Raw genomic sequence first — 12,915 nt, 5'->3', positions numbered from 1 at the left:
CCTCACACCGTCTCGCCCTTCTCCACGGTGGCGCGCTCAACCTCGTAATATTCCTCCAGCCGGATCAGGTCTTCGACATCCTTGCGGGCGCGGACGAAATCCTCTCCGCTGATGCCGGTGTAGTCGCCGGTCTCACGCAGTTCCGTCAGGCACTCCTTCAGGAAGTGGAAGGCGCTGCACAGCATGACCTGCGCCTCGATGCAGGCGACATAGCCCATGGATTTGAGGTCGTCCCGCGAGATGATGGGGCGGCCGTCGCGGTTGCCGCGGCTTTGCACATAAACGAGCGGCACGTCGGAGAGCTTCACGGCCTGCTCGGCCTCATCCTCGTTGCGGGGGAAGATGAGACCGTAATCGGCGCCGACCCTGGCCGCCTTGTTGACGCGGCCGATGGCCTCCTCCACGCCGAAGAAGCGGCAGGTGTCGGAGCGCGCGATGATGACGAAGTCAGGATCGCGCGCGTCACGCTCGCGGGCTGCGAATTCGATCTTCTGGACGAATTCCTCGGTCGGCACCGCATGGGCCACATAGGTGTGGTAATGCGCGCGCTTGGGGTAGAGCTGGTCCTCGATGTGGACGCCGGCAATGCCCTTGTCGATGAACTCGCGCACCGTGCGCATGGTGTGCAGGGGCTCGCCGAAGCCGGCGCCGGCATCCACCACCACGGGGATATCGATGGCCGTGGCGACGTCATGGGCAAGCCCCACCTGCTCGGTCATGGTGAGCAGCGGCTCGGTGACCGCCTTGGAGCCACCGGTGACGTAGCCGCCGACATAGGCCGCCTCGAAGCCGAGGCTTTCCACCAGCCGGCCGCCGAGCGCGTCATAGACGGCAGGCATATGCAGGAAGGTGCCATCCGCCAGAAGTTTGCGCAGGGCTGTGGTGGGGCGAAGGCGGGATTGGGTCATGGGGGGCGTGTCCTCGAGGTGGGGCCCGCAGTCTGGCGCGCGGGTTTGTGGGCGCCATGCTATCGGCGGGCGGCGGCGGGTCAAGGCGGGGGCAGGACGCCGCGCCGCCTTTTCTTTCTCCGCACTCTCGCCGTAACCTCGTTTTTGGCGGGACGAGCGCATCGAAAACCGCTGGGACGAGCGGGAGACAGCATGCTGATCCAACAGGGCGACGAACGCAGCGGCGGTGCCGACCAGAAGCTTGCCTGCACGCTGGCCGCGATCGCCGGTGCGCTGAACGCCGCCGCCTTCCAGGCGGTGGGCTTCTTCTCGGCCAATATGACAGGCAATGTCTCGGCGCTTTCGGACAATCTGGCGCTGGGCAACCTGGGCATCGGCGGCTTCCTCCTTGCCATCGTCATGATCTTCATCGCCGGCGCGCTCGTTTCCACGCTTCTCATCAACGCCGGGCGGCGGCGGCGCATCCATGGCATCTACGCCTTCAGCGTCCTCACCGAAGCGATCCTTTTGGCGGTTCTCGCGCTGGCCGCGATGTGGCTGCCGGCGGGGGTCCGCACAGCAGCGCTGATCCTCGGGCTCAGCTTTCTTATGGGCCTGCAGAACGCAGTGGTGACGCGCATCTCCAACGCCCGGGTGCGCACGACCCACATCTCGGGCATGTCCACCGATATCGGCATCGAGCTCGGCATGCTCATCGACATGGCCCGGGGCCGCGAGCCGCGCCACGACGCAGGCGCCGTCTGGGCGAAGCTGCGGCTGCACGGAGCAACGGTGCTCTCTTTCCTGCTCGGCGGCATCGCCGGCGTGATGATCTACCAGTGGGTCGGCGAGCTGCTGCTGCTCGCCACAGCGGCGATCCTCCTTCTGGTGTCGGCCAACGGACTTGTCCGCGCCGGTCGCACGGCCTCCGAAAGCACCTGAATCGTTACAAAACATTAACCTTCACGTTCACCTTGGGTTCAGCTGCGAGGCCGTAAGGTCCGGGCATCTGTTCAGGAGTACCTCCCATGTTGAAGCCCGCCATCATCGCTGCCGTCATCCTCTCCTTCCTCGCCCCCACGCTGGCCCAGGCCGCCCCGCGCCACGACGAGCGGAGGCCGGGCTACAGCCACTCGCACCGGGTGGAGCCGCAGCGCCACGCCCGTCCGCAGCACCGCGACGTGCGCCGGCACCACAATGTTCGCCGGCACGACTGGAAGCGCGGCCAGCATGTCTCCAACTGGCGCCGCCAGCCGGTGGTGAAGGACTACCACCGCCATGGCCTGCGTCGCCCCGGACCCGGCCAGCAGTGGGTCAAGGTCGACAACAACTACATGCTGCTGAGCATGGCCAGCGGCCTGATCCTCGGCCTTGCCGCCGCACGCTGATCGCCTTCGGCATCGATCGTTTTGACAATGGAGCGCCCCGGCCTGGCCGGGGCGTTTTCTTTTGGAACAACACCGGTGGTGGCCCGTTGTCCCGCCAGAGGCGCGCCCGGCACGGCGTCCGAGCGCGCGGCCAAAACCATGCCCACTCAGGAGCCGCCCCATGTCCGACAAACGCACCACCCTGACCACGCGGCAAGGCCGCCCGGTGGCCGACAATCAGAGCCTGCGCAGCGTTGGCGAGCGCGGGCCCGCCACGCTGGAAAACTACCAGTTCATCGAGAAGATCACGCATTTTGACCGCGAGCGCATCCCCGAGCGGGTGGTGCATGCGCGCGGCACGGCCGCCCACGGATACTTCGAGGCCTATGGCAAGATCGGCGACGAGCCGGCCTCCAGATACACCCGCGCCAAGGTGTTGACGCAGACAGGCGTGAAGACGCCGGTGTTCCTGCGTTTCTCCACCGTGATCGGCTCCAAGGATTCGCCCGAGACGGCGCGCGATCCGCGCGGTTTTGCCATCAAGTTCAAAACCGTTGACGGCAACTGGGACCTCGTCGGCAACAACCTGAAGGTCTTCTTCATCCGCGATGCCATCAAGTTCCCCGATATGATCCACGCCTTCAAGCCGGATCCGGTCTCCAACCGGCAGGAGGCCTGGCGCTTCTACGACTTCGTCATGCACCATCCGGAATCGCTGCACATGGTGACCTGGGTGAAGAGCCCCTGGGGCATCCCGGCCAATTACCGGCACATGCAGGGCTCCAGCGTGAACACCTACAAGCTCATCAACGATGCCGGCGAGGCCGTGCTGGTGAAGTTCTCCTTCGAGCCCAGGCTCGGCGTGAAGAACCTGACGAGCGAACAGGCCGCCGAGATCCAGGCGCAGGACACCGGCCATGCCACGCGCGACCTTTATGACGCCATCGAGCGCGGCGACTATCCAGAATGGGAAATGTGCGTCCAGATCATGTCGGACGATGACCATCCGGAACTGAGCTTCGACCCGCTCGATGACACCAAGCGCTGGCCGGAGGACCAGTTCCCGCTGCTGCCCGTTGGCCGCCTGGTGCTGGACCGCAACCCCGACAACTTCTTTGCCGAGACCGAGCAGTCGGCCTTCGGCACCGGCGTGCTGGTTGATGGCATCGACTTCTCCGACGACAAGATGCTGCAGGGCCGCACGCTGTCCTATTCCGACACCCAGCGCTATCGCGTGGGCGCCAATTACCTGCAGCTCCCCGTGAACAGCCCGCAGGACGAGGCCCGCGCCAACACCAACCAGCGCGACGGCCAGATGGCCTATCACGTCGACCGCGGGCCAGAGCAGAGCAAGCATGTGAACTATGAGCCGAGCTCCATGGGCGGGCTCAACGAGGCGCCCCGCCGCGAGCGGGACTATCACCAGTGGGTGGAGGGCCACCTCGGCCGCTATGAGCTGACGCGCACGGCGGATGACTACACGCAAGCTGGCGAGCGCTATCGCACCTTCGAGGACTGGGAGCGCGACGACCTGATCAACAACCTCGTCGCCGACATGAAGGACTGCCCGGAGCACATCGCGTTGCGCATGGTCTGGCACTTCTGGCACTGCGACGAGGACTACGGCCGCCGCGTGGCCGAGGGTGCCGGCATCGACCTGGAGAAGGCCAAGGCCCTCGCCCCGCTGCCGGGCAAACCCGCGCCGGGCCAGAACCGCGAAGGCAGCACCTATCGCTCCGGCGAGCTGGAAGAAGGAACGCCGCGGGTGACCACCAACGCGGCGGAATAAGAAGTTCCGGCTCCGCTAGGCCGATCAAAGGGACGTACGCTGGTCGCTCCCGGACTGCGCCGGCCCTCAGCCCGAGATCGACGCCCAGCAGGACCCCTCGCCTTCAAGGCGCAGGATCCCTAAGGCGCAACCACCGTCAGATAGGGACCGGGCGGGGTCTGGCCGGGGCCGACGGGATCCGGGACGCGATTGGCGATCGGCTTCAGGCTTTCAAGTATCTCGCCAGCGCCTGAGCGTCGGCGTCATTGAGCGCTGCATAGGCGCGCCACGGCATCGCCGGCGCCAGCTCCCGCCCATCGGGACGAACGCCCGTTCGCACCGCCGTGATGATCTCGGCCTCGCTCCAGCTGCCCAGACCCGTTTCCTGGTCGGACGTGAGGTTTGGGGGATAGAATATTCCCAGCCCTGGAATCTGGAAGCCCACTTCCGAACCGGCGAGATAGCGCTCCTGGTCCGGCTTTCCGAGAAAGACGCCGGGGGTGTGACATCCCCCACAGTCCATGATGTTGGCAAGGTATTCGCCGCGTTTCAGCCTGTCCTGCGCATCGGCTGGATCGGTCGCCACGATGGCGGCAAGTGCGGCCAAGGCTGTTGTGACTGTTTTCATGTCCCGCGCCCCGTCAGTGACGCGGATGATTACTAGCACGTTATTTCAAGACCCAAAATAGTTCTTTACAAAGGAAAGTAGTCCCAGTGTTCGCACGGGGGGCCGGCTCGCCGCGAGCCGCCACCATGTTCTGTCGCCTCTCCGCCAAAGCGAAGCCCGATGGCACTCACTCCATCCTGATCCCCGACCGTTGCGGGCCCGAACAGAGCAAGCATGTGAACTATGAGCCGGGCTCCATGGGCGGGCTCACCGAAGCACCGCGCGCATGGTCTGCACTTCTGGCATGCGACGAGGACTATGGCCGCCGCGTCGCCGAGGGCGCCGGCATCGACCTGAAGAAGGCAAAGGCCCTCGCCCGCTGCCGGGCAAGCCCGCGCCGGGTCAGAACCGGCCGCCCTGCTCCACCCGGTCCGCTGCCGTGTGAGGTCCATCCGGAGGACTGAGCGCGATGCATCCGCAATGGAGCAGAACGTGCTCGCTCACCCTCCAACCTGTGGGGGCTATGCACCGGATCCGAGCATCTTCTTCAATTCCGCAAGCAGGTCCGGATAAGGTTCGAAGAACCCGCTGTCGACCATCTGCCTGATCTGTTTTTTGGTGAACTGGCGATGCTTCAGTTCGGCAATGAAGCCCTCCTGGTCGAAGTCGGGCTTCCTGAACTGCTGGGCCAGCCAGTCCAGGTGGGCGCGCCGCAGCGCCGGCGAGAGGTTCAGGATCGGGATTATCGGCGCCGTCGCTGGGTCGTCATAACCGTGGAAGACATCCCTAAGGACCAAGTAGAGACCCCGCTCTTCCTGCGCAGCGATCGAGCGGCGGTCCCACAGGGCCTGGGCGCCAGCGCTGGAACCCTGCCATGCCGCCGAGGCGTCGTCGAAAGTCAGGCCCTCGATGTCGACCACGAATTTACCGACGATCTTGCCGTTGGAGGTGTCCACCTGTGTGATCCGGATGGCCTTGCCCTCATAGGCGCCCTCATTGCTGAACATCGTCATGACGCCCGGGTCATCGACCAGATCGCGGATATATTGGAACCGGGTGCTGATCAGCCTGTAGCCCTCGCCGATGGCAGCCGCGACCTCGGAGTTGACATCATCCGGCGCCTCCATGGGAATGCCCTTGTCTTCCAGCCAGTCATAGAAGGCCTTGTCGACCACCTCATCGGCATCGTCCGCGCCGCCGTTACGCCAGTCGTTGCGCCAGATGTCCGTGGCCTCGGCAGCCTTTTGAGGGTCATGCCGGAGCACGTGCGGCAGGCGCGCCTCGATGGCCTTCAGCACCTTGCCGAAGACTTTCCACTTCAGGCCCACCTGATCCTGCGCCTTGGGATCGGACCGGTTGAGCTCATAGACGATGAGGCTGCGGAACAGACCCTCCAGCCGGCTGTCATTCAGGCGGGCCATGGTCTTCGCGCTGAAGTCCATGCCGTCCACCATGCGCACCACCAGCGTGTTCAGCACATCCTCGTAATCCTGGGGCGTGGCGTCAGGGGAGGAGGCGTCCGGCAGGCTCTCAACCTTGTTGCTCTCCAGCCATCTCTCCCAGGCCTGCCGGACCAGCCCGTCGATCTGATCGGAGCCACGCCCCTGGCCCGGCATATCCGCGTCCCAGTAGGCGCTGAAGATCGCGGCTGCGTCGTTGGCCTTGTCGCCATACTTGTTGGCCTCGTTCCAGACGCGGGATCGGAGCGCGGTAATGACCTTGTCGAAGGCCTCATACATGACCTTCTCATCGACGTTCTGCCCTGGCGTGAGCTTCAATCCATTGTGGTTGAGCGCATAGATGACGAGGTTGATGAACAGCGGCGCCAGGGTCTGGTCTGTCAGCGGGAGCATGGTGCTGTTGTGGAAGTCCATGCTCTTGAAGATGCGCAGCGCCAGCGTGTTGAGCCCGTCCTCGTAAACCTCCTCCGTGGCGGCGGGATCGGTGAGCGGCGGCGGCGCCGATGTGTCGGCATCCGACTGGCGGGGATGCAGGTTCGAAGACGGCGGGACAAACTCGTGACCGAGAAGGGTCGCGAAAGCCGCACTTCTCACTCGTTCGTTCGCGAAGCGTGAGACGCGTTGCTGCAGGAGACCTCTCTCTTCACGAGAGAGTTCACCTAAAGATGCGCCGCCCCCGTCGAGCACCACCATGAGGTCTTCATCGTTCAAGGCCGTGAGCTCATCCATCAAACGCCGGCGCTGAGCGTCGTCCAGATGCCTAGCACCAATGATGAAGCTGGCGAGAGCAAGAAGATACCCTGAATTGAGGGCCTCAAGGTCTTCAAATTCAAGCGCTGGATACTCCTGATCGACTGCGCCAAGGATGGCATCGAAAACGCGCGCACGATCGTTCGCAGACGCGAGGCCCATATCGCGGGCAATCACGCTCAGAGCGGAAAGACGGTCAGCGGGACGGTCAGGGAGATCATCTGCAAGCGCAACTTCAACAAGTCTATGAGCCCAGCCGGCGCGGGCATCTTCAGGTAAAGATGCAAGAAGTGGCCAAGCCGCCTCCATTGCGGATCTTCGAGATAGTGGATCATCAATATCCACTATAGATTCGAGTATCTCCTCTTGCTCCTCGAAACCAACAAGAGGAAGCGCTCCAGCCAAACCGAGAGTTCCCGCAGTCCTGCTAGCATTATCATCCGCCCTCAGGTAGTTGAGCAATGCGCCGATCATGCTCTGCTGCCGCTCGTCGCTCAGGTAACGCAGGTTCTGTCCCAACTGTCGAAAGTTCCCATCGTCCCGGAGGAATGCGGTCGCAACCGACTGCTGATCCTCATCGAGATGCTCGAAACTAATTGTGTCGATGCTCCAGTGGTCTTCGACCAAGTCAAATATCCGACTGAGCCGGCTGTCGGGATCGTGGTGGTCGGATGGCGAGCGCTGTCCTTCCGGCCTTTCGTCAAGATCTCCAATTACCGACACAACTCTCGGAAGGAGAATATCCATTGCATTTGGGTCATCCGCCAGATTGAGCACTGCGTCGATGAGCCGGTTCTGCTGATCTCCGCTTAAGACGGGCCATAATTCGAAAAGTGTGGTCAGGTGCTGTTGTGCGTATGGGCTTCCGGCGTCTAGCATTGCGTTCACGAACTCAATGCGACGCGCAGGATTCACGAACCGATAGGTTGTGATGAGGTAATTTACGAGGGTCTCGTACGGCAGTGCGGTACTGCCCATCGGGAATGCCTCGTTCCAGACCCTTGTCGCGCTGTTCACGGCCTGGGAAAGTTCGTTGTATCTCCGGTTAACCGATGGTTGAGCTGTGATATAGGCCGCGAATTCCGGATCGGCGATCATGAAGTTCCTGAGGGTATGGAAGGTCTCATAGGGATCGTCACCCCATAGGCCCTCCACAACCATCCCCCAGAGTTCAGGAGGCAGAAAATAGGTGCGCCCGACGGTCGGGCTGGGCTGAGCTGTACTGACGGTCGGGGTCCATGGGATCGTTCCCGGAGGGGGAGCACTGGGACGCGGCGGATGACCTGTTGTCGGGGCCGGGGTCGTGTAAGGGCCGAGGCTTCCGCCCGTCTCCGAGGGAGAGGAGACCGCGAGCGGTGCATCTTCCGGCGGCTGGTTCAGGTGCTTGTACAAGAGATAGGCGAGGACAGCGAAGCCAATGCCGATGGCAAGGCCGGTCGCGACTCCTCCTGCGATCAGGCCGAGGTCGGCAAGCGCGCCGATCCCGACCTCCAAGCCGCGCTTTTTGTGATGTGCGACCAGATCGGCGGGCGTCAGCCCGGCTTCGTTCTTCATGGCGGGATCATCGAGCGGGCGCAGGCTGCCGTCGGTGCGGCGGCGAAGGATCTCAAGAATATCCGTCTGTCCAGTGACCGCGGCCACGTGCAGCGCGTTGTTCTGACCCGCCAGGGCCGTTTCGATGAGGGCGTCGCGGTCCTTCTCCGGCGTTGCCTCCAGGATGGCCTCGACCACGTCCTTGCGTTCAAACGCGATGGCATAGTGGAGGATGCTGACGCCCGCTCCCTGGTCCCTCAGGCCAGTGATGTCCCAGCTTCCCTCCGCGCCGGCCTTGATCAGCGCGATGGCGGCCTTGTCATCGCCCTTGGCTATGGCCTTCTGCAGGGCCCTGTTCATGGCCTGTTCGATCAGCTTGACCGTCTCTGCCGACGTGGGCGTCCTGCGCTGCGCATCCACCGACCGCGCGTAGTCGAGCGCGCTGGGAAGGCGCATGCCGCGCGCGGTCACGCTGTCGGGCGGCAGCGTGGTGAGATCGATCCTGGGATCCTCGAGCAGCAGCTTGAGGATGTTGTTGTTTTTCAGCGTGCTGAACTCGATGGCAAGATGCAGCAGGGGAATTGGACTATTCCCTGCACTGCGACGGGTATTGAAATCGAAGCCCTCAGGGAGGTTCGCCAGAAAGGCCTTCACCGCCTCCACATCGCCCTCCTCGAAGGCATCCACGAGTATTGCGGTGGGGGACTTCGCAGAACTGCTGGCGTTCGATGCCGCGCCGCCACCCGCCTGGACCTTTCGCAGAACCTCGTCGAAGGACGCGTCTGAGACCTGTGACCGGCGCTCGGCGAGAGCAGTCGGCTGTTGGTGTGCAGCTATATCCATGAGTGCCTCTGTATCGGATGGGGACGTCGACCGGCGCTGATCGTCCAACTGCCTAACCGCGTCGGCCCGGCATAGCACGACTCTATTCGGCAAGCATATATCTGGTATTGTGGAAAACATTCAAATCTAAAGATCTATATCATCCCTGAATGAAAATTGTCGACAAGAATTTCCGGAGAGTTTATGGCCTTAATATGAATGTTAATTTAAACTAATACAAGGATCGGAGACATGAACCTTCCCAGAGGCCCGTCTCTGGGACCGATCTGCAGGGGAGGGCAACCGACGCGGCCGAGTGAAGACGATCCATCCCGCCTGAACTAAAAAACGAGCATATCCACCGGGCAGTTTCTTATGAATACACCGGTTTACTGATGGCCGCGGTCGCCGCAGTGGCGGCGCTGATCAATGCATGGCCGCACAGCACGCTTCGCTTCGAAAGCGCCTTCCTCGGATCGTTCGTGACCATTCTGGGCATTCCCGTGCTTATAACCGAGTCCTGCGCTGGCTGCTGCGCAAGCGCGGCGGTGATCTCTCCTCGCCGGCCCCCTTCTCGATCGGCGCTCTTATTTTCGCAGGCTTCGTCGTGTCCGGTCCTTACTTCAAATATAAAGAGCATCGCGCCCGGACCAATCCGAGTGCCACGAAGCAAACCGAGACACGGTTTTCCCAGCCCAGTTGCATCTATCAGGTGGATTTTCCTGAGCCATATCAGGCAACGGAACACAGGCCGGAGGATTCCGCGCTGATCCAGGTTGCCGCTGTCGAAGATGCGCGAACAAGGCTCCAGGTCAGTTGCTTCACGACGGACCGGGAGATGACTTCAAGCGACCAGGAGGACACTCTTAGGGAACTTGTCACAGAGATCGGCGGGCGTCCGGAGGACCTGGAAGTACGGAAGTACGGCGAAGATTTGGTGGGACGGTTCGAACTCACTCAGAAGATTGAAGGTGTTACATCGGTGACCCAACACCGATTTTTGCTATCCAGATGGGAGATGCAGGTGCTTTCTGCCAGCGTCACCGGCACCGAACGGCCGGCGAGAGTGGATGATTTCCTGAAGCAAGCACGTGAGTTCAATGCTTTCTGAAGATTGCATGGTGGTGGAAGCGGAATGATGAGCGCCCCGCACTATGGTCGCTTTTTGGCTCGACACTCGTAGGCGTTCGTTCAAGGGGGCTGGCTTGCTGAAGATGAGGGTGATGGCGGGGCTTGTTCTTGCTCTTTCAAGTGCAGCCGTGCAGGCGGCGGAGCCTTCGAAGCGTGAGGACGGGCCCGGCAAGGTTGAGGCACCGGTTGTTCAGCCGGAGCGCAAGAAGGCCGAGGCGAAGGTGCTGAGGTCCGACCAGCCGAAGCTGCGGGTCAACGATAATTACCTGCGGCTTGGCATTGCCAATGATGCCTTTGTTGGGTCTGCGGGGCAGCGGTAGGCTGCAAGCTCCGCCCGTCATGCTCGCCCTTGTGGCTGACATCCACGCCTTATCGGCGTTTCCGTTCAAAAAGGAAGAAATTCGTGGATGCTCGCCACAAGGGCGAGCATGACGCTGAGAGCGCCGCGACCGCACCATTCCTGTCTGTCGCGCTCCGCGCTAAACGGGACAGCAGTGCCGCAAGGCCAAGCATGACGAATGGAGAGTGAAGCGGGGCACCGGAGACTTTCGTGAATAAAGCAACCGAAGATTAGGGGTTCTCCTGCATTCTCCCGCGCGCTGCCACAGAGCAGGCCCAGGCTGAGGAACCGCCACATGTTCAATCGTCTCTCCATCAAGTCGAAGCTCATCGGAGCTTTCACCTTCCTGATCATCGCGATCGTCGCGGTCGGCGCCGTCGGCTTCAAGGGCGCGCGTGATCTCGGCGCGGCCCTCACCACCATCAATGAAGGCGCCATGCCGACCCTGAGCGCGGCCACCCGATTGAACGATGAGATGCTGGCGCTGCAGGTGACCTCGCTGCGCTATCTGACGACGGAATCGACCCAGCAGCGCGAGGAGCTGGAGCAGGCAATGTCGGCGCAGTTGGAAGCTGTGGCGGCGGCCCAGGCGGCCTATGAGGCGACACCGCGTTCCGCCGAGGAAGTCGAAGCCTATGACACCTTCAAGGGCGCCCTCGAGCAGTGGCTCAATGGCCGCAACGAGATGATCGCCATGGTGAAGGGATACAGGTCCGACGCCGCCCGGCAGCTGAGCACCACGACGCTGATGCCGCAGAGCCGGATCTGGCGGGCGCAATTGCAGCAGCTGGCCGAACTGGCCCGCCAGGGCGCCGATGAGGCCTTCACCGCGGGTCAGGAAGCGGAAGCCATGACCATGACCACCATCGGCGCCGTCGCGCTGGGCGCCATCGCGCTCGCCATCGCGGCCGCCGTCGTGATCATCCGCGGCATCAGCAGCGGCATCGCCTCGGTGACCCGCCCCATGGGCGCCCTGGCTGAGGGCAACCTTGAGGTGGAGATCCCCTCGCGCGGCGAGAAAACCGAGATCGGCACGATCGCCGACGCGGTGCAGGTCTTCAAGGAAGCTCTCATTGCGAAAAGGCAGGCCGACGAAGAAGCCGCCCGGGACACCGAGGCCAAGGCACGGCGCGCCCAAAGGCTCGACGAACTGACCCGGAGCTTCGAGGCTTCCTCCTCGGAACTGGTGCGCTCGCTGGCCGCCGCCGCGACCGAACTTGAAGGCACGGCCCAGGCCATGTCCTCCACCGCGGAACAGACATCGCAGCAGGCAACGACCGTTGCCGGCGCGGCCGAGCAGACGCTGTCCAACGTCCAGACGGTGGCCTCCGCTACCGAACAGCTCGCCGCCTCGGTCTCCGACATCACCCGGCAGGTGGACCATTCCGCGCGCATCGCGGGCGGAGCGGTGGAAGAGGCGCAGCGCACCGACGCCATCGTGCAGTCGCTGGCGACGGGTGCCGAGAAGATCGGCGCGGTGGTGCAGCTCATCAGCGATATCGCCGAGCAGACCAACCTTCTCGCCCTCAACGCCACCATCGAGGCTGCCCGCGCCGGCGAGGCCGGACGCGGCTTCGCGGTGGTCGCCTCGGAGGTGAAGGAGCTGGCGGCGCAGACCGGCAAGGCAACGAGCGAAATCTCCACCCAGATCAACGAGATCCAGGCGGCGACCGATCAGGCCGTGGCCGCCCTGAAGGCCATCGGCGGCACCATCGAGAACATCAACGGCATAGCGGCCAGCGTGGCCGCCGCCGTTGAGGAACAGGGCTCGGCCACCCAGGAGATCGCCCGCAACGTGCAGCAGGCAGCGCAGGGCACCCAGCTCGTCACGAGCAGCATCGGCGATGTCACCCAGGCCGCCGGCAGCACGGGAGCGGCCTCCGCCCAGGTTCTGTCGGCCGCGCAGGAACTGGCGCGCCACTCGGCCGATCTCGGCCGCGAGGTGCAGTCGTTCCTGGGTCACGTCAAGGCAGCCTGAGGGGGCTTGGCTTATCCTTCGAGACGCCCTCTACGAGGGCTCCTCAGGATGAGGTTTTGTGGGTCTGGTTGGCTCTGCAGAACGGCGCCACACCCCGCCGCCCTCATGGTGAGGAGGCCCGTCAGGGCCGTCTCGAAGCATGCAGTCGCACATGCCATACGCCATTGGTTCCTCGTCATGCCAAGGCTTGGTGTAAAGACCGGAGACATCCCTGACACTCGTTCGGAGACATCCCTGACACTCATGGGGGCGGGTTTTGGTTCTGTGTGAGG

Annotated in this window: 10 protein-coding genes; 7 read left to right on the top strand and 3 right to left on the bottom strand. The window is 63.2% G+C overall.

What is annotated here, in order from left to right:
* Positions 1-2: 2 nt before the first annotated feature.
* Positions 3-908, bottom strand: coding sequence for an isocitrate lyase/PEP mutase family protein (locus tag IEV58_RS17280; RefSeq protein WP_188411079.1), 906 nt, complete (start codon positions 906-908; stop codon positions 3-5).
* A gap of 192 nt (positions 909-1,100) precedes the next feature.
* Here IEV58_RS17280 and IEV58_RS17275 point away from each other — a divergent pair, with 192 nt between their 5' ends.
* The 3 genes from IEV58_RS17275 (at position 1,101) to IEV58_RS17265 (ending at position 4,043) form a co-directional block, all read left to right on the top strand.
* Positions 1,101-1,829 carry a YoaK family protein gene (locus IEV58_RS17275; protein ID WP_188411078.1) on the top strand — a complete coding sequence of 243 codons (729 nt, stop codon included), beginning with the start codon at positions 1,101-1,103 and terminating at the stop codon, positions 1,827-1,829.
* Between the two features lie 86 nt (positions 1,830-1,915).
* A complete protein-coding gene (locus IEV58_RS17270) occupies positions 1,916-2,275 on the top strand; it encodes an RcnB family protein (protein ID WP_188411077.1) in 360 nt (119 codons plus the stop codon).
* Positions 2,276-2,435: 160 nt separating this feature from the next.
* A complete protein-coding gene (locus tag IEV58_RS17265; protein WP_188411076.1) occupies positions 2,436-4,043 on the top strand; it encodes a catalase in 1,608 nt (535 codons plus the stop codon).
* A gap of 202 nt (positions 4,044-4,245) precedes the next feature.
* Here the strand turns inward: IEV58_RS17265 and IEV58_RS17260 are convergent, their stop codons facing one another.
* A complete protein-coding gene (locus IEV58_RS17260) occupies positions 4,246-4,650 on the bottom strand; it encodes a c-type cytochrome (RefSeq protein WP_229729566.1) in 405 nt (134 codons plus the stop codon).
* A gap of 125 nt (positions 4,651-4,775) precedes the next feature.
* On the opposite strand from IEV58_RS17260, the gene IEV58_RS17255 reads away from it, so the two are divergent.
* Positions 4,776-5,093, top strand: coding sequence for a hypothetical protein (locus tag IEV58_RS17255; protein WP_188411075.1), 318 nt, complete (start codon positions 4,776-4,778; stop codon positions 5,091-5,093).
* 57 nt (positions 5,094-5,150) lie between these two features.
* On the opposite strand, the gene IEV58_RS17250 is transcribed toward IEV58_RS17255, so the two are convergent.
* Positions 5,151-9,215: an ankyrin repeat domain-containing protein gene (locus IEV58_RS17250; RefSeq protein WP_188411074.1), complete on the bottom strand. Its 4,065-nt coding sequence runs from the start codon at positions 9,213-9,215 to the stop codon at positions 5,151-5,153.
* A gap of 412 nt (positions 9,216-9,627) precedes the next feature.
* Between IEV58_RS17250 and IEV58_RS17245 the strand changes: the two genes are divergently transcribed.
* The 3 genes from IEV58_RS17245 (at position 9,628) to IEV58_RS17235 (ending at position 12,643) form a co-directional block, all read left to right on the top strand.
* Positions 9,628-10,305, top strand: coding sequence for a hypothetical protein (locus tag IEV58_RS17245; RefSeq protein WP_188411073.1), 678 nt, complete (start codon positions 9,628-9,630; stop codon positions 10,303-10,305).
* 94 nt (positions 10,306-10,399) lie between these two features.
* A complete protein-coding gene (locus tag IEV58_RS17240; protein ID WP_188411072.1) occupies positions 10,400-10,645 on the top strand; it encodes a hypothetical protein in 246 nt (81 codons plus the stop codon).
* 315 nt (positions 10,646-10,960) lie between these two features.
* Positions 10,961-12,643, top strand: a complete 1,683-nt coding sequence (locus tag IEV58_RS17235; RefSeq protein WP_188411071.1) for a methyl-accepting chemotaxis protein — start codon at positions 10,961-10,963, stop codon at positions 12,641-12,643.
* Positions 12,644-12,915: the final 272 nt, after the last annotated feature.

The organism is Agaricicola taiwanensis, from assembly GCF_014635245.1.
Taxonomy (GTDB): domain Bacteria; phylum Pseudomonadota; class Alphaproteobacteria; order Rhizobiales; family Methylopilaceae; genus Agaricicola; species Agaricicola taiwanensis.
Note: the sequence above shows the minus strand (reverse complement) of the source record. Positions and strands in the feature narration are given on the sequence as shown.

Bases quoted from the DNA above. Each gene is read 5' to 3' on its own strand.
- IEV58_RS17260 (WP_229729566.1), bottom strand. From the start codon at position 4,650: ATGAAAACAGTCACAACAGCCTTGGCCGCACTTGCCGCCATCGTGGCG.
- IEV58_RS17245 (WP_188411073.1), top strand. From the start codon at position 9,628: ATGGCCGCACAGCACGCTTCGCTTCGAAAGCGCCTTCCTCGGATCGTT.
- IEV58_RS17235 (WP_188411071.1), top strand. From the start codon at position 10,961: ATGTTCAATCGTCTCTCCATCAAGTCGAAGCTCATCGGAGCTTTCACC.
- IEV58_RS17280 (WP_188411079.1), bottom strand. From the start codon at position 908: ATGACCCAATCCCGCCTTCGCCCCACCACAGCCCTGCGCAAACTTCTG.
- IEV58_RS17255 (WP_188411075.1), top strand. From the start codon at position 4,776: ATGTTCTGTCGCCTCTCCGCCAAAGCGAAGCCCGATGGCACTCACTCC.
- IEV58_RS17270 (WP_188411077.1), top strand. From the start codon at position 1,916: ATGTTGAAGCCCGCCATCATCGCTGCCGTCATCCTCTCCTTCCTCGCC.
- IEV58_RS17275 (WP_188411078.1), top strand. From the start codon at position 1,101: ATGCTGATCCAACAGGGCGACGAACGCAGCGGCGGTGCCGACCAGAAG.
- IEV58_RS17265 (WP_188411076.1), top strand. From the start codon at position 2,436: ATGTCCGACAAACGCACCACCCTGACCACGCGGCAAGGCCGCCCGGTG.
- IEV58_RS17250 (WP_188411074.1), bottom strand. From the start codon at position 9,215: ATGGATATAGCTGCACACCAACAGCCGACTGCTCTCGCCGAGCGCCGG.